Here is a 23,162-nt window from a genome sequence, read left to right as displayed (position 1 = left end):
GCCCCCTCCTTTTACGCGTCATCAAGTGTTAATTGACCATATACAACGGCTTCTGAATCCCACAGCCTTACGTCCTCGCGCTCGATAGCACGTACTTTTGTTGTGTTCGTTTCAAAGGCGCCAGCTCCCACGTCAGTAGAAGCAATAGATTGCTGCTGGCGGTCAAATAAAACGATAGCCTCCTTCAAGTCACCAATAATCATTGGTGCTTTTCCAGAGACTGTCTTTAGGACTTTATTTGAAATAACCACGACACGGCGGCCGAACAGCATTTTGTTTGTTGGTTCACTTGGAATATCCTTCAAGAGATACTTTCCATCTCCGTCTTTCAGTTGATCAAGGTAATCAAATCCGTCTTGGTTCGTCATGATAATAGCTCCGGCAGAGATAGCAGGATCAAGGGTTACGTTAAGTGTCTTCTTAATGTTATCCAGGCCTTTGAATTGAACCTTTTTCAAAGAATCAAGGATTGAAAGAATTAAAGCATTCCGCGTTGTGATTGATTTCTTTACAAACCATCTGGCGACATAAGACATAATAGCCTGGTCGGTATCTTGTAAAAGTGTATTCGATAAAGGCAGGATGCCCGCATAATCAGTAATTTTGTAAGAAAGCTTGGTAAACCTCGGTTGATCTGTCTCTGCAATTTCGTCCATTTCTTCTAAGACGGCAAACGGCGTCATGTCACTGTTTTTCTCAAGCATACGTGTACCTGAACGGGTCGCAACTGGCTCAACTGTTACATATTGTTCAAGCTGTTGCTCTTGTTCCCGTTTCAATTCCTTGATCGTTCTCGAAATATCTTCCGGAATTAAAATGCCGCCGTCTTCTTCATTTTTACCGGACATCGCACGAAACTCTTCACTTTCAAACAGATCGCGCTCTTCCTCCGTTAAGCGTTTGCCGCGGAGGGATTTCATGAAAGCTTGAGTGAACATTTTTTGTCGTTCTTCTTTTGCCCCTGTATCGCCGGCCCTGCCCTCTGGGTTGCGCTCTTGTTCGGGCACAAAGTTTACACCGCCCGGTAAATCCGGGACATCAAGTGAACGTCCCTCGGTCATCAATTCGATTTGATTTTTAAGCTGTTTCACTTCATCAAGCAATGCACGCGCTTCATCGGTATTGCCCTCCTGCAGCGCCTTATCTGCTTGCTGCTTCTTTTCAGTAAACTGTTGTCTTAATGCGATTTCTTTCTTGCTCATTTGCATTGGCATAAAATCATTTCCTCCTTGTTTTCTGAACTAAAAAAGACCTTACTCCGGGAGTACAAGGTCTAATAGTTCCAATTCCATTTTTAACGCTTCATCTGATGAATTACGTCTTTCTTTCAGCTGCTCAACCTTTTCTAAACTGCGGGCACCTACAACCGCCTCAGTATCGCTGTAAGCAGGCGTAGTAACGAGCGAAATGTCAAAAATACGATTGATTTTATTAATTCGTCGCTCGTAAATGTCCTCATCTTCATTGATACGCCATTCATCTGCCTCAGCATCCCCATAATCAAGTGAAAAAGCAAAAGAGCATTGATTGATCACACCGCTCCGGACATTCTTTATTAAATCACGCGCATATGACGTGTCTGAGGGCTTAAATCGGAATTTGAGGCCTATCCCGTCTATTTCTAATTCAAGACGGCCAGTATCCTCGGAAACGGTATTTCTCGCTAAGGGAAAATCTTGCTTATGATTAAAAAGGGCGATGACGTTAGACATGTCAGCTGAGTCAAGGGCCGTTCTGCTGATTATCTCTTTAAACCATCCCAAACGTTCTGACCATTTTTCGAATTTGAGAGCGTACCCTTCGATATATTCACTCTGCCCCTCACCTTCGGAACGTAACTCAATCGGCGTCGTCAAATGCCGAACCTCTTTATCCTTCATTCTTGTTGTCACCCCCCTTCATGGCGCCGCCAGCTTTAAGCCGCTGATATTCTTCCACAAAATCGAGGAACACATAGTTTAAGCTGGAGATATATTTGTCGCCGTTTTCAATAGGGTTGCGCTCAAGTAATTCTCTGATTTCGTCTTTATTCAGCACTCCTGTTTCATGAAGTGTTTTCAAATACTCCGCTTGCGTCTTACTGTCGCCGCGCAGCTCGCTATCTATATTGAATTTCACGTAATGGCCGCTTTTCTGATCGTGATCTAAGAACAATTTAACGTTTAGTTCTTGTTCAAAATTCACAATCCACGGCTGCAGCGTGTTTCTGACATATTCAATGGACTGATGCTCAATATTTGAAAATGTCGCTTTATCTAATTCGTTCAGCTTATGCAACGGCACTTTATAAATCATGGAAATCTGTGCTTTGTTAAACTTCATAGACTCAACAAATTGAGCTTCTTGCAGAGGCATGGAAATAGATTGATATTCCAGTCCGTTATCTATAATGGCGATATTTTCACCTTGATTCACCCGTTTCCACTCTTTGCGCACGTTCTCTTTTGGTTTTTCATCCAGGAACGCCGGAACTTTCAATATCCCCCGAGGAGTTGCCTCGTTCTTGTACAGTTTGGCGTTATACTTTGTGGCAGCCGCTTGCGCCCCGATATGCTCCCGCACAACGCCAATAGGTGATTTACCATGTATTCCGTCAGTCGAAAGCCCTTTAAAATGCAGTACTTCGTAGTCGTATAATTCAACGGCTGTCCCGTTTATCACAGTTTGATACCACAGCATGCCTGTTGTCGGATGAACGTAAGCATTCGTGTAATCAGGGCGCAAGGGAAAGAGCGCTTCCGGGTAACCATGTGGTCCGAATTGAATATAGGAATATGCATTCCCCCAAGTCAGAACATGAGTCATCATGAGCTTTTTCCACGTGAAGGCTGTCATGTAAGGATTCGGCCGAGCATAAACAGCATGCGCGGACATGTGCTCGGGTTTCCGCTCTATGCCGCTGTCCGTTCTTTTATATGTGTGAATCGGCAGTTTGGCAATGTCATCCGATAATACATTGACACATGCAAATATGTCCGGCTGCACAAGTGAGTTGCTTTCACTCACTCTCTCACCGCTTGCTGTTTTCCGGCCGCCGAACATATTTAATAAAATGTTGTTAAAACCATCTTCATGATCTGACGAGCCAGAACGTTTCTCAAACATTCGTTCAAGCAGCATTTATATCACCTCGCTTTCTTTGATATGAGGTACGCATAAAACATTAAAAAGACACCCGTCAGAATAAGACCGATGTTTGTGCTCCATCTATAGACAGCTGTCAGAATAAAGGCGGCTCCCGCCATAAACAGCAGATCATTTATTATCAAGCAGAAAAAAGAAAGCAGGGCTTTCATATACTTGGGGTGAAAAAACCACTTAAAAAAAGCTTTGATCTTTTTCCTGACTTTTTTCATTTTCTCACATCCTAAAAACTGAAATTCCCAGAGCCGAAGTGATTATTTAAATCTACTCTATGGTTTGTGTCATGATACATCGCTCTGGCGTAAGCATTTATAACAGCCGCAATAGGGTCGATTCTCTGCGGTGATTTTGCTTTATCCAGCATGATATTCTCTTGCGGGTCCATTTTCGTAATTGCGTTATTAATTGCCCATGTTAAAACCGGATCATCGCCATGCACGACTTTCCTTTCAAATACCTTTTCTCGAAAGCTTTTTGTTGGTAATGAAAGATGATTGATTCTCTGCGGCAGTTCCACCATTGTATGCCCTTTTGATTCAAGCCGCTGCGCTAAATGAAGAGCATTCCACTTGTCATATGCTGTCTCTTGTAGTCGAAAACGGTTTTTATGAATAAATTCAATAATCCATTGTTCAACTAATTGATAGTCAACTGCTTCGCCAGATGTATAAGTGATAAATCCCATCTCTCTCCACAAATCATATGGCACTTTATCCGTCGCCATTTTTTCTTTGGCTCGGGCTTCAGGCATAAAGGAATGTTGACCGACATAGAAAAAGCCGTCTTGCATGGCCACATATCCAACGGAGGTTAAGTCTGTTGTCATTGATAAATCAAGGCCCAAATAAACGGGCAGTCCTTGCAAATCAGGAATTTCCCCGCTGCAAGCGCGCCATTTTGTCATCTTCATATAACCATTGTCCTTCTGGTCAACCCATCGGTTCATATTTTTGGTGAGGAAACTGCGCATCTTTTCAGGCACTTCAAGAGCCACTTTTAAAGCAGAACGTAATGACTCCATCCCCTCGGGGTATGTTGCCACAATCGGATTCGCCTTGATCCAGTTTGATTCATCTTTTATGTCATCTTCCGGGTCCAGTTCACAGATCATAACAAAATAATCATCATTCTCCGTGTCAATGTCTGGATCAAGAATTTTACTCGTATATTGATATTCCTTAAAGCATGGCCGCTCCATGTTGAAACCCGCTGTCGTAATAACAGCCATTAACGGACTGCGCCGGGCGACCATCCCGCTGTCCAGGACATCGTAAATCTCACTTGTTTCATGTGCGTGGTATTCATCCACAATTCCCAATGATGGGTTTTTACCATCCCCGAGCTTCCGGGCCTCACGGGAAAGAGGCTGGATAATGGAGTTTGTTTTATATTTTTTCACGCGGCCATTAGCAGAGGTGTATTTCCCTTTGAGTATCGGCGCGTGATGCAGCTGCTCAAGAATTGCTTGATATACTTCATCTGATTGTTCGCGGGACCAGCCTGCGATAAATACCCGGTGTTTTTCTTGTGTCGGGAAAATCTCATACGATGCTATTAAAGCTAAAAATTGCGATTTCGCATTTTTACGGGCCAGCTGGATATAAGCTTTCCGGAACCGGCGGGCGCCATTTTCTTTTTTATAGAATCCGTATATATTGGCCGCAATAAAAAGCTGAAAGTCTGTTAATTCAATCGGCTGCCCTGCAAGTATACCTTCGACATGATTAAATTGCTGCGACCATTCATAAAAATCCACCACAGCTTCAGCATCAAAGTAATAAGGGCAGTCATCTTCTGCGAGCCGGTCAACATCTTTAAAAAATCGCTCTACAGCCCATTTTTGCTTTTTGCCTGCCTTAATTTCTCCGGAGCGAATTTTCTCAGCATATGACCAAACCCGCTCAATGAGAATTTCGGCTGTAATCTCTTGCATTACATGCGGCCCCCGAACCGTTCTTCCTCTTTTGACTTCGGTTTCCCATCATCTTTTTTCGGGATAACAAGTTTACAGCGAGAGGAAATGGTCAGCCCTAAATCACTAGAAGCTTGCCGGCATTGTTTGAACAGCTTGTCTTGATTGATAAGCAAATCACTGTATGTCTTGTTCGCTACTTCAAATTTATTTCCGTCATCATCCTCAACTAATGCAGTAATGGGCGTTTCGAGTAAGACTTCGGTCATTTCCAAGTATTGTTTTTGAGCAAACAAAAAACGGGCAAGCGCGTCCACATCTAAATTAGTCATAATTCCGATGTTTTTTAGCTCATCCGCTATCTTTTTAAACTCTCTTTTTAAGTCTTTTGGCAAATATGATGGAGCTTTTACTTTGTCGTTTGGTGCCTTTACTTCCTGTGCTCGACGCTCCTCAATCTCTTGCTTTGTCAAGTTTTTCTTGCCTTTCACCAGTAGCAAGTCAACAGGTTGCCGCGGTCTAGCCATTCCCTCACCTCCTTCCGAATTTTCATTTAGGGAATTTATCAAAATGGGGAGGGGAGCGCGGTCTCCGGCAAACGTCCTCTAGGGATTTAAGGGTGGGGGGTCTCCATCTCCTTCTTCAGCTGGCTCATGGCTGCTTGAATTTCAGTTTGTGCTGCTTCTATTTTCTTAGAATATAGATCAACAGCTGATTCCTTTTTCATGTTACGACGCAAAGCAAACATCTTTCTTATTCTGTGTTGCATTCGTCTGATGTCCTCGTTCGTATAGAAGGATGTATACTCAGCCTTGCAGCGTGGACACTTGATATAATGCTCTTTGATTCCGTTGACGTGCTTCCTGATCTTTGAACAGCCTTTGATAAGCAGTCTGGTCATACATTGATCACACACGCACGCTTGATGTTCTGTTCCCAAATCCTCCATCCTCCTTCGCTGTCTTCCGGCCGTGGCACGGGGCACATAGGGGCTGCCATTTACTTGAATCCCAGAATAGTTTCATGTCTCCTTTATGTGGAACGATATGATCGACAACTGTCGCCGGGGTTCTTCTGCCTTGCATCAAGCAGGCAGCACATAACGGATGCTTGGACAGGTAGCCAGCGCGGGCCTGCCTCCACTTGCTGTTATACCCCCGTTTGGCAGCAGACTCCCTGTATTGATCATAGGCCGGCTTGGTTCGCCTGTGCTGTTCACAGTAGCCCTCTCGCGACAAATTGGGGCAGCCTGGTTCATTGCAAGGCCTCAAAGCTTTCTTCATTCCAATCCCTCCAATCATATTTTCTTTCTAAACTGCGCCCGCACTCAAGCCGTTAACCAACGATTGTCTATCCTGAGATTTACCGGACGCAGTTTACAGAGGACACAAAAACGCCTTCCAAAAGGAAAGCGCAGAATACTAATTATGCCTTAATCCTGTTTATCAAAAGGTTCTCTATCAGGTGACTTCCATGAAGTTTTGAACTTCCCATCTTTCACATCAGTCTCCGTGATGATAACTGATTCTTTAGTATCTTTTCCAACGTGTCGTTTCGCTATTTCAAACAACCGATTACCAATACTATTCGTTTTTTAAAAAAATATTATATGTCTCCACATCAGGTGCATTCCTACGCCCTAGACTTTTCCTCAATTTTGAATAACCTCTGACTATTTCTTGTACCAAAAGTGTTTCTACTTTCACTTTTTCTTTAGTTATTTTATCAAACAAGTCCTTTTCTTCTTGTGTAATGCCATCTTTTTTAGCCTCTTCTAAATATACAAGTACCTTATATTCACCAATTAATCTTAGTAATTCTGATGAAGCGAGTCCCTTGTCCGTTTGTTCAAGTTGCTCTATAAAAAAATCTCTATGTATTATACCTGCTTTTTCTTCATCATCTATTGTAATAATATGAGATATAACTGGGACATCTGGAAATTTTTCATCGTCATCTCCAAGCATTTCTCTAAATGTTTCTTGGCTGCAAATTAATTGATAAAGAGGAGCATAAACACCATTTAAACTTCGTTCGGCCCACTCTCTATCTTTCTGATTACGATATGAATTAGCCCCGGTAACAGCTCCGTATAAAACTCCTAAAGCTCCTAATAAACTAATTAATATGTTCCAATCAAATCCATTGTCTACTAACTCGACTAAAATAGGGTACATCTTCTAAACCTCATTCTTCATAATTTGTATGATAAAAAGCACCCTGTAGGATGCTTTTTTTGTTCAAAGAAATTATTAAAAATCTAATTTACCTGGGTTCTTGTACTTGTTCAGAATTTTTTCGATTGTGTCTGTAGCCACTTGTATTGCTGCGTCTTTATCATTGTAAAAAGTCAGTTCAACTCCAAAAGGCTTTAATTCATCAGAACCCGAATGCAACTTTTTGAGCAAATAAGATGGTACTTCACTCCAAAAAGATTTATTCTCTTCAATGTGAAATGCAAATGCCGCATTTTCCCCAGGCACATCAATAATTTCTATTTCAGCCGCATGTATTCCACGAAAGCGAAATATATAATTTTCTTTTTTATAAACAAGGCTGCCCTTTTCATGTGTATATGGGTAATTACTCATTATGTCACCTCCTCTACTTAACTTATCGACGAAAAAGAATGCGTTTTAATCATTTGCAGAATTTGTCGAACTTTTGTCAGTACAAATACATAGTAAGGTTTAAAGATTCAATTTGAAAAAATACATAAGTAATAAGAGATTTTTTACTTTCGAAATGCTTTTTGTAATTCTTCAATAATTTCATTTTGCTCTTTTTGTTTTCTGTCAACAGCTGTGTTGCCTTGATCGCTTGCAAGGTTCATGATTTTCCTAATTCTTCTATGAGTAAACATTCTTAATATTTTTGAAATCTGCTTAACTGGTTTACTAAACTCCTTCAAATGTTGGTTGTTGAATTGTAAATTAGTTTCTGTTATATGAAAATTATCAAAAAAATCTTGACTTACCAAAATAGCACCAGAGATTTGATCTTCTGTTTCCTTTTTTTCAAAGACTATTTCTAAAACTCCTGTTTTCTCGGGTTCTAGAGTTACTAATGGTTTAGATAAGTAATGTTGATCTCCCTTTTTATTTCCACCTCTTACGGTGATAATTAAAAAGGTTTTTAAAGCTATCCCTTTTCCATAGTTCTTCACTTCAAAAGAAATAGTCACTTTTTGATTCTCGAGTCTCTTTTTTATATTGCTAGCTATTAGACGGGGAGCATCGTTAATTTGAAGATTTTTACGTGTTAAGAAATAACTAGATAAAGATATAAGAGCTGCAAAACTACTTATAATGAGAGGTACTATAGCCAAATTATTCATCCTTTTTTTATTCATTATACATAAAAAAGGAACTAAGAAACAATAACGTCCTCACTATTGAAAAAACAGCCTAATAATGTTGGTTCTAACCTCTCCCAGCTCCATCAGAAGCCGCTCTCACCTCCCACCTATAAAAATCGCCTTCCTATCAGACGACGCTACATGAATATTTAATATATCTTTCTATGAGTGATTAATCTTGCTTTAATATTGTTCTTCTTGGTTTAGAGCCATCCCACGGAGAAACAATACCTTCCTCTTCCAACCGCTCTATAAGTGTTGCAGCATTCACATAACCGATTCGAACTGCCGTTGCAAGATAGACTTATTCCGTTTCCGCATGGATCAAGCATTATCCATTGTTTTACTTCTTCGTAAGACGGCTTTCCAATGCCGCTCAATATTATCCCTACAATAGAAAAAGCGCCCTCCCGATTGGGAAAGCGCCTGCCTGTTTATTACCTATTACCATAATAACTTATTTAAAACAAAATGGTGTGCCGTTATCCTGCCAAGTTTGTGCCATTTCAAGGTCTCCATTCAACATCACCCATCAGCTCTTCCATAGGTGCATTTTCAGACAAACTGAACTTTAGAGTGCTTTTAAGTTCTGACACAAGCTCATATAAATATTCTGCCGACTCCTGATAATCGCCGACTCCTGCATCATAAAAATGGATCTCATCCATTAACCAATGTTTTTTTAAAAAATCATTATACAATTCATATATTTGTTGTATTGTTACTTGCTCATGAATTGTAAAGTACTTTGCCATTGTTTCATTACTCAGACCAACTTCTCTCGGAACTTCTTTTATAAGCTCTTCTTTTTCACTTCTCTCACCAAGTTGATACACAAGAGCCAGTAGCATGGCGTTAATTCTTTTATCGGCCCAGTGACAATAGGTTCTTCTAAACCTTAATTCCTTTTCATTATGTATGTCTTTCTCAATTTGCCTAATTTCTTTTACAAATTCAAAATTTTCTTTAGATAATTTATTGCTATTGATTGTTGCCTGCCAGACTAAAAAACTAAATAATCCAGTAACAGTTATTCCCGCAATTTGAATCCAATTGTCCACGCTCAACTCTAATATTCCCCCTCAAGTATATAGTCTCTTTATCTCATAGTTTACCACATAAATTGACAGAAAAATCAGCTATCCATATTATCCGCGAATTACCCATATGTTATATACTGTGCAACTGCCCGAAGTGCCGTCAGCCCTTGCCATCCGTGTTTTCAAACAATATCCCTAAAATGAATTCCACGTTTGCTTTTTGAAGGGAATCAATAAAAATATGCAGAAAAAAAGACTCATCTTGTTTATGAGATGAGCCTGCTTATATCTTGAATTTCTTCATGGCGTTGTTCATGGCATCCTGATTGATTCCAATGTATCGAAGGGTTGTCCGCTGATCTGAGTGATTAAAAATCTCCTGCAGCATGGCAACGTCTTTTGTTTGCTTGTAAAAATGGTACCCGAATGTTTTCCTCAGCGTGTGCGTGCCTATATCATCTAAATTGACATACTCAGCAGCAGCCCTCAGAATCTTATAAGCCATCGACCGGGAAATGGGCTTGTTGATCCCTTCGCGGCTTTTGAAAAGATATTCGTGATCTTCTTTCCCCTCAATATATGCCTTTAATTCTCTTTGAAGTTCCGGCGTCATTTCAATTCTCTTTTTCTTTTTGGTTTTCTTCTCTATAAGGTTGAAATACGGCCGTTTGGCGTCCCTTACTCTCAGTTCCAATATATCTGATATGCGGAGACCTGAATTTATCCCGGTGACAAATAGCATGTAATTCCGCTCGCTCTGTTCTTTTAAAAACCGTTTGATATAGAAAATGCATTCCGGGTCTCTTATCGGCTGAACAAAATTCATTCCGGCGCGCCCCCGTCCTTATAGACTTCCACGCGAAGGGCAAAGGCCAGCCGGTAAAATGCTTTTGCTTTCGTCCGGTAGTAGCTCCGCTGACTGAGTCTCATCTCTGCATAGACTTCATAATCATACATTTCTTCATTCTGCATATAGAGCATGACAAGTATTTGCCGCTCCTTTTGGGAAAGCCGGTTAACCGCTCTTTGAATTCTCTTTAAAAACCGGTCCCTCTCAATCTCCCAATCCATGCGTTTTAATGCTGCGTCTTCTGTGGAGGAATGAAATTCATTCGAAAAGCTGGGCGGAACAAGGCTGTATGTTGCGGTCAATTTCGGCAAAAAATCCTCAGGCACTTGTAACAAGTACATGCGATATTGTTCGAGCAGCTTTTCTGCTTTCGTTCTCGTTGCTTCTTCGTCAATTTGAGGTATATTCAATCTCAACTGATCCATTTTGTTTTCATTGTTGTTTTTATCTTTTTTATTCATAGCATTTCCCTCCCATTATTATTGCTGTCTAAAAGCTCCACCACGACCTCTTTTATATGTAGGCCTGTTTACACCCATGAGATTCTCCAAATCTCTCTCAGTAAGCTTCTGTGGCTTTTTTTCGATACTCTTGCGTGACGATGGCTGTTTTTCTTTAAAACCAACGTTCTGCGCGGCGTTTTTCATCGCTTTCATACCGTCCCTCCGTTCAAATAAAAAACGGACACCAATCAGAGCACAGTGATTCTGTGCAATGATTGGTGTCCGCAGGCTTTCCCTCTTGGACTTATTTTTTGTTACTACATTCGCTAATACATACGTCGAGTATTTCCTCAATTATAAGGTTTCTTTTTTTATTTGTTACTGAATCAGATATAAAAAACATAAGAACACTTAAGAAAAACAAGACTATAGTTAAAATGTTTGCCACGGTTAGAAACGTTGGATTAATCTCAGCGAAGTCTTTGGGCTTTAGGAATACAAATAATTGTCTATTGTTTATCACAAATAATAACAAAGGTCCTGAAATTATTGCCACTAAAGAGCGAAAAAGCACCTCAATAATATTTCCTGAATTTTTTGTCTTGAAGTATGCCTTTAATAATTTTAGTTTAATTATATCGAGTTTTGCATAAATCAATAATTTTTTATAAATTGTCTCTAAATTTTCTAACAAGTCCTTAACAGGAACCTCCGATAAATCATGAATAAACTCTTTGTCTGTTAAATTCGGTTGGTCTAACCAAAGGTACAAATTATCTCTTCTTACTCTTTGCGGCCTTATTAAACAACAATATATTAAAAACCAAATAATTAGGTAAGCACCTATTACCATTATGTAATAAATAACTTCATATGCTTTCAAATGCCAAGAAATAATTGCTATAATCGTTAGTACTGCTAAAACACAAAGAAATTTTATGAATGTAATTGATATTGATTTTAGTTCTTTTAATATTTCATTCGTCATTGTCTTGGAATCCCTCTGGTTTCAGTTTGCCACTATAATTTAGCGGCTTTAAACACATTTTATGAATCGGGTCCCTAACCTCTTTTATGATTTTTATAAGCCTAGGATTCCTCACGTTCTCAACCAATGTTAAAACATATTCTTTTCCTTTTTCTTCAGCAACAACTCTTTCACGTTCAGATAAATAAAACTGATAATCATTGTTTTTAAACTTGGTACCTTTTACCTCAATGAACTTGTCAGAGCCATCTGGAAAATAAGATTTTATATCATATCCATGACCGTCTTCCCTATTAGAGATCCAATCAACTTTTTGAGCCAATTCATTTCTGCCTTCTCTTATTAAATAATCTTTTTCTTTATGAAAGACAAACTCTTCTGCCGCCTTACCAGTTAATTCATTAGCAATCTCTTTTTCTTTGCGAAGCAACCTGTACTTTTCAACATTTATTACTTTTCTTCTAATCGTTTTTTTCTTTATTAAATTCTCTTGTTCAGTTTCACCTTTATTTTCTTCTAAATAATGTTCATAGACATAATCATAGAAGAGTTCATTTAATATGAATAAATCGTTAAGCAATTGCTCTTCATCAAACGTAAATAGATTAAATTTCTTGTTGATGAGGGCGCTGGCAGCATACTTTTTTGGCCTGGCGGACGTACCCAAATAAAATTCATCCGTATTAAATCCTAGTAACTTTTCATTTGATTGAATCTGTCTAGCAAAGAATTGTTTACCTGCTTTAGCTTGCTCCCTAATTTCAGTTAAGTTAAAGTTTTCAGTGCCAGTTGCTATACTTAAATAAAAATTGTCTCCGCTTTCTGAAAACAATAAAACAATATAAATACCAACTTGAGTCGATACTCTTTTCCCTTTGGTAGTCAATCGATTATCAAGAAAAGCAATCCAGAATGAATCAGAAATCCTCCCAGTACCTGTGGAAGCTTTGATGCTTATATAATCTTGATTCTTGAACTGCTTTTCTTTTAATACCTTCTCAAATGCTTCAGGAATTTCGTTACGAAACAGTTTAAAAAAATCATGTTGTTTATTATCAACTTTGTAATTTTTATATTTATTAAAACCTTTCCAAAAACGGTTTACATCAAATAGGCTAGGTGTAGTTCGCATCATAATAAAATCTCCTTTAACCAGAACTCAACGAGCCTATCATACCATATATTTCTAAACCATTTTATAATTTCCTTTCCAAATTTTCATTTCTTTCCGTCCTTTTTTGAGCAAACCAGCCTATTCAATCATGCTTCTCTCTAAATTTATCAATATCATTAAAATAAGCCACAGCCGTGAATGCAATGATTGCGCCTATTAACGTGATGTTCGTTTTCATGTCCGGCCTGTATTCGTACTGGAAATAAAACCAGGACCCTAACCCCATTAACAGAAAAACTATTCTCAGCGCCATCGAATCCCCCTTATTTGATTTGAAATTTTGCTGATTCAAATGTTCCGATGTAGTTCCGCTTGCCGGAATCAGAGTAGCAGTCCAGCTGAATGACATAGGTTCCCTTTCCGGTCTTATTCCGGATCGTTTTCACGTTGAATGATTTCAGAGGCGTTGCCGTTTTGAAGCTGCCCCGCTGTACCAGATTCGTATCAGTCAGCCCGCCGCCGCTGCGCTTCTTGTATACGCCGGCTGTGTAATAAAGTGTCCTTGATCCTTTTTTCTCGGCTTTCCAGTCCACCGTTGAGGCGCCGCCCGTATATGTCGCAGCATCCGTAAACACCCGGCCGCTGTACCCGGATTCATTTTGCCAGCCGGACCATGCGGCGGAAGCAGACGGCGCAACGGCCGCCGCTCCCGTAAGTAATGCAGCTGATAAAATGATTGATTTGAATAGTTTTTTCATTATTTTCCCCTTCCTAATTCACAAATAATTAACATTTATTTACAAGGATAATCGTTATTTTGCTCGAATTCTTACTGTGTTCCATAAAAAACCAAAGGAGTGTTTAAAATGAATTTCAAAAAGATTGCTGTGACTGCACTATCGATTCCTGTATTAGCTTTTTCAATTAGTGGTATGGCTTCAGCTAAGGAGATAACTCCTCAAAAAAATGAAATGCAAACAACTATATCTCCTGGTCCAATTAAAGCCTATTACGATACTTTTGAAGTGAGAGCTGGGGGTTCTAAACAATTAGATGCAAAATATTTAGGATCAGGATTCGCTTATCATTCAGATAATAGCGCTGTTTTCACAGTAGATACCAATGGACTTGTCCGTGGCAATAAAGCTGGAAATGCATATTTAACTATATTCAAAAATGGATCAGTATACGGTCAGTTACACGTATTTGTCTATTAATTTTCTAATAGAAGAGCATTCTAATATGCTCTTCTATTTTTCCACTTCACCACCTATGCAGCGCCCACAATGCGGGCAGCGGGTATCTGCGCGGATTTCTAAATCAAGTTTTTTATAATCTCAGTCTGGGCAATGATATTCGATCATTTACTATCCGCCCATTCATCAAAGCTGTAGGGGTAATCAACATTTTCAATGAAACCAATCTCCTTCGCCTTCTGACGGATTTTCATACATCCTTCATAGCTGTAAGCCCATATTTCTTTATAATCCCTCAGCTCGCCGCATTTCCCTGTTATGATGAATTTTCTGAAGCTGTTGACCAGTTGCCACATGTTGCCCCCATGCGAAAAGCCGTTTGAACTGCCGTATCCCAATTCATACGGGTAAACATCAGCGCCCGTGTAATCATCAACGAAGAACAGTTTTTTCTTAAATCTGAAATACGCTATGCGATCCTTTGACTTGCGGTAGAATGTACGATGATCAATGCTTGCAATAAGCTTTATCAGATCATTAATATCGTTCATGCGTTTTATTTGCTCTGCTGTTGCCATCCCGTCACCCCATCAATCCCGGCAAGACACAAACAGCGAAGAAGAAAAGCCCCACGCATGCCCCGACCAGCCAGATATTTGTTTTATCCCGTTTAGCGATAATGGTATCGCCGATCATTTTCAGATCGTCAGTTCGAGCGACCAGAGTCGGGATGTAGTCCGGGTGAACCTTTAAAAGCTCGGCCGCCTGCTCGACGGTCATTGCTTCGTCCTTCGTGGCCTTCACGTTCCGTTGAAGTTCTACTTGTAATGGCATCATTATGCCCCCACCTCCCGCGCTTGTGGTAAGTTCACTCTTTGCAGAAATTCAGCCGCAAAGAATCCCGAAAAACCATCTAAGAAAACAACCTTTGCGCCGCTGTGAGAAGTAAATTCATCGCTAGTACAGGACCAAATTCTTCCGTCGTATTTGCTCGCTTCATAGCATGTGTGCATGACAACTAATTCACCTTTTTGAAGTGGTTTTCTCATTCCGCAGCCCCCTCCAATGCTGTTTTGGCAACGGCGCCCCAATCCATATCAATAGCGGGCGGACAGTCTTCAAATTCATTTGTGTATGTCGTGTCATCAGCGTAAAATTCTAATGCGTTTCTATAACGCTTGTTCTCCTCCTGCAGCAACTTAATATCTTCCTGCGCCTGCCGAAACTGAATGACCGTGACTTCCTGTTGGCGCTGGTGCTCCCGATTCATAGCCTGTTGCATGATTAACTCTTCCGCGAGCTTTTCGGCTGCTGCTTCTAAAGAAATTTGCTCAGGTGTACTGGCTGGCGTTTTTGAAAGGGCGCAAATGTAAGAGCCGGTATATAAAACCTCACCTTTTGACAAGTTGATTTTGAATTCTTTCATGCCCGGGCCTCCCGGTCTAAAAGACATGTTTTGCATACAACCCATTGAGCTGAATAATATATTTTTCCGCAGCGTTCACACTTGCGGGCAATTTCGTTTTGATACATTTTCCGTTCCTCCCCCGCAGGGGAAAACCCCTGCTAATTGAATTTATGGCCGATCTCGTAATCACAACGAGCCAGGCCGCCTTTTACTGTTTGAATGATTGTTTTACCGTGTTCGGGTGCCTCAACGACATACGCGGCGTTTTGGTTGCCGTCTAACACGATGACGGACACCTTTCCAGGCTCAATAAATTGAGAAACACTTGTATTTTGATTGAGTGATATATGTTTTGGCTGCATGTTCAAAGCCTCCGTATGGTATAATAAAAGTGTCGAGTTTTTATTTACCATACGGTGGCGGTTGCTTTAGCGGCCGTCCTTACATCCAATAGTTTGACGGGAACAGTTGTATGCCAACCTTTGGTTTTTCCGTCGAAATGATTGGGTGTTTTTTTATATACTCAAGGCGTTCTTCTTCGCTCATCACCCGTGTTGTAACATCGCCGTGCCGACGCAAGTTTTTGTTTTCTGTCATGGTGCTGTCCTCCTATTCTTTGTTCATGCCTTTGATTTGAAGATTATATAAGCGCTCAAGCTCTTCATCTGTCTGGCGGTTTAAAAAATCTCTGCCATAAGAGCCGATAAGCAAAAGCCATTCCATTAAATGCTTTCGTTCTGCCTGTCCCAAACGTCTGCCACTCCCTTCAAAATCAGCATTTGTAAAGCCGCGTTCCGTACCTCCGGGGCGCAGTCTTCATAACGCACGATGACCATAAGTTGCTGGACCGTTGCTTTTTCAAAACGGAAGCTTTTGCTTGTTGCATTCATCTTCTGACGCTTCCTTTCCGAGCAAGCCGGATTCCCGAGGCTCTATGAGGTCTTTCTTTGCCTGGTCGATGATAAGGAATAACGTTTCATCTTCATTCCGTTTCAGCTCTTTTGCTATGTTGAGATATGACTCATTTGCCGCCCATAGCTCCCGGAAACGCCTGATTTCGCTGTCATAAAACATGAAGTTTAGCTCCTGAAAAGGGATATACACCGGGCTTTCTTCAAACAAATAGCGCAGTCGATACATTTTATCTTTCATCGTTTTCTCAGATATTCTTATTCTTTTGTTAGCGCGTAAACCGTTCTTACGGGCGGGCAGGATATTTTTTCTTGCAAAGTCCATGACAAGTAGAATGATTTCGTCCGAATCCCTGTTTAATAATTCCGACATATCAAGAATTGATTTCCCATCATGCCAGTATTGAACGACCTTTTTCAGCTGGACCATTGACCATTCATAATTCATATCCTCCAAAGCCAGCTCGAACGGTTCAGCGTTGACCGCCTGACTCATGCTAAACACTCCCTTTTGTAATTCATATAGCGGTGAACCAATATGAGACGATGCTCGTGCTGTAGATGCTCCAAGACGAGCCAGTTTTCAATGGTCAGGCCGTTTGCCTTAATGATTGCTTTTTGCGCACGCGTCGGACATTTACCACGTCTCACACTGCATTCCCCCTAAAGTTCTGGTAGTCTGCTATTTTTTGATCAAGAACCTTGATAAGCTCGTCTATTTCTTTTTTGCGCTGGTCATCCGTTAATTTGCGTTCAGGGACGATCTGCAACACGCCGGGCATGATTGCCTGTATCAACTGTTTTCACCTCCTTAAAAGGACAGGGCGGGCGCAGTACGGCCTTTTCTTTCCTTCTGCTTCTCTTCGAATTTGACTGTTTCCAAGTGTGCCGTGAGCCGGCTTACGACTTTCTTGTCATAAAGTTTAGTCAGAGCCACGCCGGATAGATTAGTTGTAACGATCGTGAATTTGCCTTGCCGCCCTGTAGAGACGCCGTACCATACGCGATGAATAAAATCATTTGCCGCCCTGTTTTCGTTGTCTGTGTCGCCCACCTCGGCCCCGAGATCGTCAATGACAAGATAATCAACCCTTGTCAGCAGTTCGATCGCAAAAGCTTCGGTAAGCCTTTCAGAGCTGTCCTTGAATGAGTTCTTTATTCGCCTCATAAGGGCGTCACTGTTTACAAACAACGCTGATTTAGCGTATCCTTCTGCGTCCCTCTTGTTCAGCTCTTTAATGGCTGACATAGCGAGATGGCTTTTTCCTGCGTTAGATTCACCCGTTAAGAAGACATTCATGACGGCTCCCGCCTTCACTTGCTTAACAAGCTCCATCATCCGGCGCTTGTTCCGCTCGTCTTCATGGTTATAACTTTGGAATGTCGAGAACGTCGCTTCTTTGAGTGTGGGATCAGCGATTAGTGAATACATAGATAAAACCTTTTGATCCATCCGGCGGCGCCATTCCTCGGTTTCATGCTCAATCTCCTTATTGCGCTGTTCCCGTTCGCACATGGGACACTTTGCAGAGCCATCCCGAAGTTTAATGAGCTGAACTGGATACGGCTTTTCTTCTCCACCGATAATCCGGGTGTGTTTATCGCAGTAAACAGGATTGCCGTGCTCATCAGTATGGAATGTCATCCTCCGAGATATTTCGCCCTGGACTGCGGCCGCTTGTTCCTTTGTAAAATCCTTCATTCGCTGATCCTCCTTTTTGATTTAGGTAAGATTCAAATTTTGTACCGAACAATGTTTCAGGGCGCAAAAATCTATTCATAGCAGGATCATTGAGCCATTCCTCAGTTTTTACTAGAATGACATGTTTAAAATCTTCAAAGCGAAAACCTTCGTTCCAGCGTGCCTTGATGTCTTTTTTTGTTTTTGGTGTAGTAGGTCGGTATCGTTTGCCCGCTACTTTGTTCAGTAAATCAATGATCAGTTTGTAAGGAATCTCGTCCTTTTCGTTTTTGGAAGAAGATGCGTCGTCGGGTTTACCCGACAATATATCTTTTAATTCTTTTTCTTTATCTAATTCTTTATCTATATCTGCACCGTCACGTGACGTCACGCTAACGTCATTCTCTTTTTCTGGTGCAGAAAGCTGCAATTGCTTCTTTCGTTCCCTGTATTGTCTGTTTCTTTCCGCAGCTAATTTCCTTACCCTATCCATACCTTCGACGTTCTGATGTTTCTCCCAATTTGCGATGGAAATAAATTTATTTTCGTCAACTTCAATCATTCCGAATTGTTGAAAGGTGTTGAGGGCCATTCTAACAATTGGCAAAGGCCTGTTGAAAATAGTTGCCAGCATTTCATCTGTATACGGGATATTCTGATTTAGGTAAATGTAACCTGATGCATTGGTCTTACCGGCTTGAGCAAGGAGTTTAACCCAAATAATTAGGATCGTGTCTGACTCTGGCATTTGCTCAATGAGCTTGATTTTTTCATCCTCGAACATCTTGGTACTTAACTTGATCCATTTAACCTCAGACAATAGGATCAACTCCTTCCGCCTTCGTCAAAGGCCATACAGACCGTTTGCCGTTTACAATTACAGAGCCGAGGGTGTTTTGCTGACATTGATCAGACATGCAGGCGCCGCCTTGAGCTTTTAGTTCGGCAATAGCCCTTTCATGAGTATTAACAGACTCACTTATAACTACGTGAATTTGATTATGTAGCCAGATGCGGCTTTCTAAAATCACATGTATTCTCCTTTCGGTTATTTGTTGAAAATCTCAGCAAAGTGTTTATCTAAAAAGGCAGCCATTTTAGAAGCTTGAAAGCTCCAGTTTTGCCCTTTAGCTTGCGGATAAAATACAAAACCCCCGTTTGCTGAATCTAAAAATTTGCGGAACCGACTTGGGTATAAAATGTTTTCTTTAATCCACTCGCTTTTGCGCGCTGTCTTTTTCTCAAGGTCTTTCATGTTCCAATAGACGCCGGACAGTGATTGCTCTCTTAGTTCCTGAAGCTCCACCCTACTGATGAGAATTTTGTCAGCAGGGATCGGAATTGACAGGCTAACATCAAGAAGTTGTTCCAAATTATTTGCCCTCCTCAATATTCCTACAAGAAACTTTTTGATTAAAAAAATATCCTGCAGGTACATTTAGTTTTTTACAGAATTGGTTAATGCTTTTGAAAGTTGGATTTATTTTTCCATTCTCTAACTTATAGATATAGGAGGTAGTAAACCCTGTAAAGTTAGCAAATTCATTGAATGACATGTTTTTTTCTTTGCGAATTTTTTTGATTTTTTCACCAAATAGCATATTGCTGTCCAATGTTTCCCCTCCTTTATTATTCCTACAGGAATATTACAAACTCAATATATCACCTTGCCTATAGCTTTGTAAACCCCTAATTTATGAATTTTTATCCTATCGGAAACAATGCATGTTATAATATTACTACAGTAAAAAACAAAATCTGTTGAGTGGAAAGGTGATTGCTTTCTGATGGAAAAAAATAAGATTATTGGACGGAATATAGCAAAATTAAGAAAGCAAAAAAAGCTTACTCTCCGTCAACTCGCCGATGCAACAGGTGTAACGCAGGGGTATCTCTCGAAACTTGAAGCAGGAGATAAAATAAAAAAGCCTTCTTATGAGAAATTAAACGCAATTGCAAAATATTTTAATGTCGATGTTTCATACTTCGCAACAGACGAAGATGAATTAAATAAAATGAGCGATGAAGAAAAAGAATTAGTATTTGCAAGGAATTTAACTCTTGATGTAATAAAGAAAGCAAACATTATTGATAATGAAGGCAATATAATAACAGAAGATGAAAGAGAATTTATGCTTAACGCCCTAAAGTCTTACCGTGAATCTAAGGCTAAATTCTTGGATGACTTAGCCGAAGATTGATTTTGCTGGTTTTTGTTATTCGGTTTGATAATAGTTAAAAGTTCTTCAAATACAATTGTCATTTTCTTGTTACCTCCGAAAGAACATTTGTTCCTGTATATTATATTTTAAAAAAGAATTAAAAAAAATAGTTTTTAAACAATTTCCTGTTTTCGTTTTTTTTGAAAACAGGAAACTTCCCCAAAAAGCACGAAAGACGTTGCCAACAAAGGCATCGTCTTTTTTTAAGTCTGTATCTACTTTTCAGGGTGTTGATGAAATTATGCGCCTACTATAATCTCGGCTGTTTGGAATTCACCTTCTGCATTTGAATGGTCAAATGAACCATTTATGGCCCCTGCAGTCAGTATACCGAACGCCAAGATCAAGACTATTGACATCTTTTTCATCTAAAACACCTCCTGTTACTAAATATTAAAATTAAATCCTAACTTTATCAAGTATATTTTTGGAAGATTAGAACGAAATTGATCTTTTTGCTGTGAAAAAAAGTAAAGCGATAACAGCAACTTTTCTGATGACTCTTCTCTAATTCCGTCAAAAAGCAGCGCGTAGCTTTTATAAAAATCATGCTGATAAAAAGAACTCAATGAATCCTTTTTCGCTAGTGACTTAGCAAAAGTAGTCACCTGATAATCTTCCGGAATCTCCTTATCCCAAAATGCTTGCAGGATGGCTATTTCTTCTTTATTCTGAACTAATTCTTTTTTTCTGTCTGGAAAAGTGCTGAGCAGTTGAATACACTTCTTATAGTATTCATAAGATAGAAAATAAGATTCGTTCATGTAGGACAACGCTAATATGTACAATGCTGTCAAATTTAAATTAACACTAAGGTTTTTCTCACGAAGAGAGTGAGCAACTTCCCTAGCCTTAAAAACAGCATTATCCTGCTTCAAATACAGATTCACAGAAACCTCTTCTAAACGAGCAGAGAATGCCATTTTTAGAAACGGATCAGATATCATATTGATATTCTTTTGAATCGTTCCAATTTTATCAATTGTTAATTCATACTTTCTGCTTTGGTAATTAGCATACATTTCTAAGACAAGAAGTAGTGTTTTTGTATCATGACAATCTGATTTGAGGTCGTTAAGTTTCTCAATATATTCCGAGCTTCCAAGTGACAATCTGTATTCCAACATGAATTTATAGATTCCAGACCACGAACTGATCTTACCCTCTTTTTTAATTTGCCTATCAATTAAGTTTTCTATAACTGAAAAGAGTCTCTTGGCATAACAATATTCTAATGCTGCAGGATAATTCTTCTTCTTAACTCCGTTTAAACAATATTGCTTTATCAGTTCAGTTTCATTATCCGGGTCAAGATACCTTATGATCTCTCGAACCATCCAAAAGTTTATCTCTTTCCCACTGAGAAACTTACTTAAATAACCTTCACTTATCCCAATTTTTGCAGCAATCATATTCTGCTTTTCATTGGGTGACTTTATCAATTCTTTTATATGAATCCTTATATCTCTAGTTGCTACTGATTCCATATGATCACCTTTTCACCTCAAATTTAACATAATCACAAAGAAAATTTTGTCGAACGATGGCGATAAGATTTAGAATTTTTTGATTTTTTACGTTATAATTTATTCCTCTCAATACTTATTATACCTTATTTTACAATGGTTAACTAAGCGAAAAGCCTTATTTGAAACAATCTTTTAAATAAATTAAGATAGTGCTATCCTATTATTGGAGAATTAAAGTTCCCCCTATAGGAGTGAATGAAATGGCTAGTTTCCTAAAACGCGGTAAAACGTGGCAGTATTGCGTTAGCGCTAAACCCAAGCCCATCAGGAAAGGCGGATTTAAAACTAAGAAGGAAGCTCAAGTGGCTGCCGCAGAGGTTGAAGATAAATTGAGGAAATATAAAACGCCGGGCACAAAAAAAGTCCTCTTTGATGAATACTTTAAAAGTTGGGTAAATGTTTATAGAGCTGATATTGGTGCCATCACTCGTGAAGGTTACTATATTACACTTAGAGAAATTTCAGATAATTTTGCAGGAAGATATATCAATGACATCACTAAACGAGAATATCAAGAGTTTTTAAATAAGTTTGGATCTGAACACGCAAAAGAAACTGTTAGAAAAATAAATACGCACATTAGAGCTTGTGTGCAAGAGGCAATTGAAGAAGGGATTATTCAATTTGATTTTACCCGGAAAGCAAAATTGATTGGAAGCGTGGAATCAAAACGCCCGGAAGAAAAACACTTGAATTATGTTGAAAGTCAAAAGCTTTTAAAAGAATTATATGTGCGCAAGGATCAGTCTATCGGATATTATTTATTAATACTGGCCCTCACTTCAGGAATGCGATTTTCTGAAATGTTGGGATTAACACTCGAGGATTTCAACTTTGAATTAAATGAGATTACAATCAACAAAACCTGGGATTATAAAAAAGGAACGGGTTTTGCTACGACAAAAAATGCGTCTTCAAATAGGACCATTAAAATGGATTCTAATACAATGGATTTATTCAAAAAGTTGTTATCCGAAATGCCTGATAACATACATAATCTTGTATTTTATAGTCCTCGCAGTTCTAGGAAAGTCATCACTAACGAATTTGTCAACAAAATATTGAAAAAGACATTGACGGACTTGAAAATAGAACCAATTTCGATACATGGGTTGAGACATACACATGCCAGCGTGTTACTCTACAAGAGGATTTCAATTTATTATGTCTCAGAGCGTTTAGGACATGCTAAGATAGATACCACGCATAATTATTATTCACATGTAATTAAAGAACTACGTGAAGAAGACACCCAAAACACCCTTGATTTATTTGAAAAAATGCCTGACGTGAAAACATCTGTATAGAAATGTGCAAAAAATGTGCAAAAAAAAATAAAATCACATCGTTTTTCAGCGGGTTCTCA

38 protein-coding genes are annotated in these 23,162 nt (G+C 39.5%); 3 read left to right on the top strand and 35 right to left on the bottom strand.

Going from position 1 to position 23,162, the window contains the following annotated elements; genetic code table 11:
* Positions 1-11 precede the first annotated feature (11 nt).
* The 19 genes from BXO87_RS16030 to BXO87_RS15945 all read right to left on the bottom strand — a co-directional run bounded on the left by BXO87_RS16030 (position 12) and on the right by BXO87_RS15945 (position 13,607).
* A complete protein-coding gene (locus tag BXO87_RS16030) occupies positions 12-1,214 on the bottom strand; it encodes a phage major capsid protein (protein ID WP_038458274.1) in 1,203 nt (400 codons plus the stop codon).
* Positions 1,215-1,253: 39 nt separating this feature from the next.
* Entirely contained in the window at positions 1,254-1,880 is a 627-nt protein-coding gene (locus BXO87_RS16025) for an HK97 family phage prohead protease (RefSeq protein ID WP_024085418.1), read from the bottom strand.
* Complete coding sequence (locus tag BXO87_RS16020) at positions 1,870-3,120, bottom strand: phage portal protein (protein ID WP_024085419.1); 1,251 nt, start codon at positions 3,118-3,120, stop codon at positions 1,870-1,872. Before BXO87_RS16020 ends, BXO87_RS16025 begins: the two co-directional genes overlap by 11 nt.
* A 247-nt stretch (positions 3,121-3,367) precedes the next feature.
* Positions 3,368-5,077, bottom strand: coding sequence for a terminase large subunit (locus BXO87_RS16010; protein ID WP_038458280.1), 1,710 nt, complete (start codon positions 5,075-5,077; stop codon positions 3,368-3,370).
* Positions 5,077-5,583, bottom strand: a complete 507-nt coding sequence (locus BXO87_RS16005; RefSeq protein ID WP_015968210.1) for a phage terminase small subunit P27 family — start codon at positions 5,581-5,583, stop codon at positions 5,077-5,079. Before BXO87_RS16005 ends, BXO87_RS16010 begins: the two co-directional genes overlap by 1 nt.
* Before the next feature lie 86 nt (positions 5,584-5,669).
* Positions 5,670-6,005, bottom strand: a complete 336-nt coding sequence (locus tag BXO87_RS16000) for a transglycosylase (protein WP_236824409.1) — start codon at positions 6,003-6,005, stop codon at positions 5,670-5,672.
* Positions 5,965-6,339, bottom strand: coding sequence for an HNH endonuclease signature motif containing protein (locus BXO87_RS15995; protein ID WP_038458286.1), 375 nt, complete (start codon positions 6,337-6,339; stop codon positions 5,965-5,967). The genes BXO87_RS16000 and BXO87_RS15995 overlap by 41 nt, the downstream gene beginning before the upstream one ends.
* A gap of 300 nt (positions 6,340-6,639) precedes the next feature.
* A complete protein-coding gene (locus BXO87_RS15990) occupies positions 6,640-7,233 on the bottom strand; it encodes a hypothetical protein (protein WP_038458289.1) in 594 nt (197 codons plus the stop codon).
* A 75-nt stretch (positions 7,234-7,308) separates the two neighbouring features.
* Positions 7,309-7,647: a hypothetical protein gene (locus BXO87_RS15985; protein ID WP_038458292.1), complete on the bottom strand. Its 339-nt coding sequence runs from the start codon at positions 7,645-7,647 to the stop codon at positions 7,309-7,311.
* A gap of 143 nt (positions 7,648-7,790) precedes the next feature.
* Entirely contained in the window at positions 7,791-8,384 is a 594-nt protein-coding gene (locus tag BXO87_RS15980) for a hypothetical protein (RefSeq protein WP_038458295.1), read from the bottom strand.
* A gap of 202 nt (positions 8,385-8,586) precedes the next feature.
* A complete protein-coding gene (locus tag BXO87_RS21295; RefSeq protein ID WP_373926079.1) occupies positions 8,587-8,694 on the bottom strand; it encodes a DNA translocase FtsK in 108 nt (35 codons plus the stop codon).
* 226 nt (positions 8,695-8,920) lie between these two features.
* Positions 8,921-9,481: a hypothetical protein gene (locus BXO87_RS15970; RefSeq protein ID WP_038458298.1), complete on the bottom strand. Its 561-nt coding sequence runs from the start codon at positions 9,479-9,481 to the stop codon at positions 8,921-8,923.
* 256 nt (positions 9,482-9,737) lie between these two features.
* Complete coding sequence (locus tag BXO87_RS15965) at positions 9,738-10,280, bottom strand: tyrosine-type recombinase/integrase (RefSeq protein ID WP_038458303.1); 543 nt, start codon at positions 10,278-10,280, stop codon at positions 9,738-9,740.
* Positions 10,277-10,729 carry an ArpU family phage packaging/lysis transcriptional regulator gene (locus tag BXO87_RS15960; protein ID WP_038460747.1) on the bottom strand — a complete coding sequence of 151 codons (453 nt, stop codon included), beginning with the start codon at positions 10,727-10,729 and terminating at the stop codon, positions 10,277-10,279. The genes BXO87_RS15965 and BXO87_RS15960 overlap by 4 nt, the downstream gene beginning before the upstream one ends.
* Positions 10,730-10,783: 54 nt before the next feature.
* Positions 10,784-10,960 carry a hypothetical protein gene (locus BXO87_RS20885; protein WP_157662608.1) on the bottom strand — a complete coding sequence of 59 codons (177 nt, stop codon included), beginning with the start codon at positions 10,958-10,960 and terminating at the stop codon, positions 10,784-10,786.
* Between the two features lie 91 nt (positions 10,961-11,051).
* A complete protein-coding gene (locus tag BXO87_RS15955; protein ID WP_014305154.1) occupies positions 11,052-11,735 on the bottom strand; it encodes a hypothetical protein in 684 nt (227 codons plus the stop codon).
* On the bottom strand, positions 11,725-12,870 hold the full coding sequence (locus tag BXO87_RS15950; RefSeq protein WP_038458307.1) for an MrcB family domain-containing protein: 1,146 nt from the start codon (positions 12,868-12,870) through the stop codon (positions 11,725-11,727). The genes BXO87_RS15955 and BXO87_RS15950 overlap by 11 nt, the downstream gene beginning before the upstream one ends.
* 121 nt (positions 12,871-12,991) lie before the next feature.
* The gene (locus BXO87_RS20880; RefSeq protein ID WP_172804206.1) at positions 12,992-13,162 is read right to left on the bottom strand and encodes a hypothetical protein; all 171 of its coding nucleotides are present in this window, start codon (positions 13,160-13,162) and stop codon (positions 12,992-12,994) included.
* A 10-nt stretch (positions 13,163-13,172) separates the two neighbouring features.
* Complete coding sequence (locus tag BXO87_RS15945; protein WP_017417492.1) at positions 13,173-13,607, bottom strand: hypothetical protein; 435 nt, start codon at positions 13,605-13,607, stop codon at positions 13,173-13,175.
* Between the two features lie 108 nt (positions 13,608-13,715).
* Here BXO87_RS15945 and BXO87_RS15940 point away from each other — a divergent pair, with 108 nt between their 5' ends.
* Positions 13,716-14,066 carry an Ig-like domain-containing protein gene (locus BXO87_RS15940; RefSeq protein WP_017417491.1) on the top strand — a complete coding sequence of 117 codons (351 nt, stop codon included), beginning with the start codon at positions 13,716-13,718 and terminating at the stop codon, positions 14,064-14,066.
* A gap of 143 nt (positions 14,067-14,209) precedes the next feature.
* On the opposite strand, the gene BXO87_RS15935 is transcribed toward BXO87_RS15940, so the two are convergent.
* From BXO87_RS15935 to BXO87_RS15885, 14 genes are all read right to left on the bottom strand, one after another.
* Positions 14,210-14,623, bottom strand: coding sequence for a hypothetical protein (locus tag BXO87_RS15935; protein ID WP_038458311.1), 414 nt, complete (start codon positions 14,621-14,623; stop codon positions 14,210-14,212).
* A gap of 4 nt (positions 14,624-14,627) precedes the next feature.
* Complete coding sequence (locus BXO87_RS15930; RefSeq protein WP_038458314.1) at positions 14,628-14,882, bottom strand: hypothetical protein; 255 nt, start codon at positions 14,880-14,882, stop codon at positions 14,628-14,630.
* On the bottom strand, positions 14,882-15,094 hold the full coding sequence (locus BXO87_RS15925) for a hypothetical protein (RefSeq protein WP_038458317.1): 213 nt from the start codon (positions 15,092-15,094) through the stop codon (positions 14,882-14,884). Before BXO87_RS15925 ends, BXO87_RS15930 begins: the two co-directional genes overlap by 1 nt.
* On the bottom strand, positions 15,091-15,471 hold the full coding sequence (locus BXO87_RS15920; RefSeq protein ID WP_024085435.1) for a hypothetical protein: 381 nt from the start codon (positions 15,469-15,471) through the stop codon (positions 15,091-15,093). The genes BXO87_RS15925 and BXO87_RS15920 overlap by 4 nt, the downstream gene beginning before the upstream one ends.
* A 140-nt stretch (positions 15,472-15,611) precedes the next feature.
* Complete coding sequence (locus BXO87_RS15915) at positions 15,612-15,815, bottom strand: XtrA/YqaO family protein (RefSeq protein WP_024085436.1); 204 nt, start codon at positions 15,813-15,815, stop codon at positions 15,612-15,614.
* Between the two features lie 79 nt (positions 15,816-15,894).
* Positions 15,895-16,050: a hypothetical protein gene (locus BXO87_RS20875; RefSeq protein WP_024085437.1), complete on the bottom strand. Its 156-nt coding sequence runs from the start codon at positions 16,048-16,050 to the stop codon at positions 15,895-15,897.
* A gap of 12 nt (positions 16,051-16,062) precedes the next feature.
* On the bottom strand, positions 16,063-16,203 hold the full coding sequence (locus BXO87_RS20610) for a BH0509 family protein (RefSeq protein ID WP_015387918.1): 141 nt from the start codon (positions 16,201-16,203) through the stop codon (positions 16,063-16,065).
* A 108-nt stretch (positions 16,204-16,311) separates the two neighbouring features.
* Positions 16,312-16,860, bottom strand: coding sequence for a hypothetical protein (locus BXO87_RS15910; protein WP_038458320.1), 549 nt, complete (start codon positions 16,858-16,860; stop codon positions 16,312-16,314).
* Positions 16,857-17,015, bottom strand: coding sequence for a DUF6906 family protein (locus BXO87_RS20870; RefSeq protein WP_176212112.1), 159 nt, complete (start codon positions 17,013-17,015; stop codon positions 16,857-16,859). The genes BXO87_RS15910 and BXO87_RS20870 overlap by 4 nt, the downstream gene beginning before the upstream one ends.
* The gene (locus tag BXO87_RS20730; protein WP_024085441.1) at positions 17,012-17,161 is read right to left on the bottom strand and encodes a hypothetical protein; all 150 of its coding nucleotides are present in this window, start codon (positions 17,159-17,161) and stop codon (positions 17,012-17,014) included. Before BXO87_RS20730 ends, BXO87_RS20870 begins: the two co-directional genes overlap by 4 nt.
* A gap of 14 nt (positions 17,162-17,175) precedes the next feature.
* Entirely contained in the window at positions 17,176-18,009 is an 834-nt protein-coding gene (locus BXO87_RS15905; RefSeq protein WP_038458325.1) for an ATP-binding protein, read from the bottom strand.
* Complete coding sequence (locus BXO87_RS15900) at positions 17,993-18,865, bottom strand: phage replisome organizer N-terminal domain-containing protein (protein WP_038458327.1); 873 nt, start codon at positions 18,863-18,865, stop codon at positions 17,993-17,995. Before BXO87_RS15900 ends, BXO87_RS15905 begins: the two co-directional genes overlap by 17 nt.
* 228 nt (positions 18,866-19,093) lie before the next feature.
* Positions 19,094-19,417, bottom strand: a complete 324-nt coding sequence (locus BXO87_RS15890; protein ID WP_038458333.1) for a DUF771 domain-containing protein — start codon at positions 19,415-19,417, stop codon at positions 19,094-19,096.
* Between the two features lies 1 nt (position 19,418).
* A complete protein-coding gene (locus BXO87_RS15885; protein ID WP_051590111.1) occupies positions 19,419-19,658 on the bottom strand; it encodes a helix-turn-helix domain-containing protein in 240 nt (79 codons plus the stop codon).
* A 174-nt stretch (positions 19,659-19,832) separates the two neighbouring features.
* Between BXO87_RS15885 and BXO87_RS15880 the strand changes: the two genes are divergently transcribed.
* Positions 19,833-20,246 (top strand): helix-turn-helix domain-containing protein, encoded by a 414-nt coding sequence (locus BXO87_RS15880; protein ID WP_038458336.1) that lies wholly within the window; start codon positions 19,833-19,835, stop codon positions 20,244-20,246.
* Between the two features lie 260 nt (positions 20,247-20,506).
* Here the strand turns inward: BXO87_RS15880 and BXO87_RS21170 are convergent, their stop codons facing one another.
* Entirely contained in the window at positions 20,507-20,635 is a 129-nt protein-coding gene (locus BXO87_RS21170; RefSeq protein ID WP_257720513.1) for a hypothetical protein, read from the bottom strand.
* 18 nt (positions 20,636-20,653) lie between these two features.
* On the bottom strand, positions 20,654-21,754 hold the full coding sequence (locus BXO87_RS15875; protein ID WP_038458339.1) for an AimR family lysis-lysogeny pheromone receptor: 1,101 nt from the start codon (positions 21,752-21,754) through the stop codon (positions 20,654-20,656).
* Positions 21,755-21,996: 242 nt separating this feature from the next.
* On the opposite strand from BXO87_RS15875, the gene BXO87_RS15870 reads away from it, so the two are divergent.
* Complete coding sequence (locus BXO87_RS15870; protein ID WP_038458342.1) at positions 21,997-23,103, top strand: site-specific integrase; 1,107 nt, start codon at positions 21,997-21,999, stop codon at positions 23,101-23,103.
* Positions 23,104-23,162: the final 59 nt, after the last annotated feature.

Source organism: Bacillus sp. GZB, assembly GCF_001975995.1.
GTDB classification, from domain to species: domain Bacteria; phylum Bacillota; class Bacilli; order Bacillales; family Bacillaceae; genus Bacillus; species Bacillus velezensis.
Note: the sequence above shows the minus strand (reverse complement) of the source record. Positions and strands in the feature narration are given on the sequence as shown.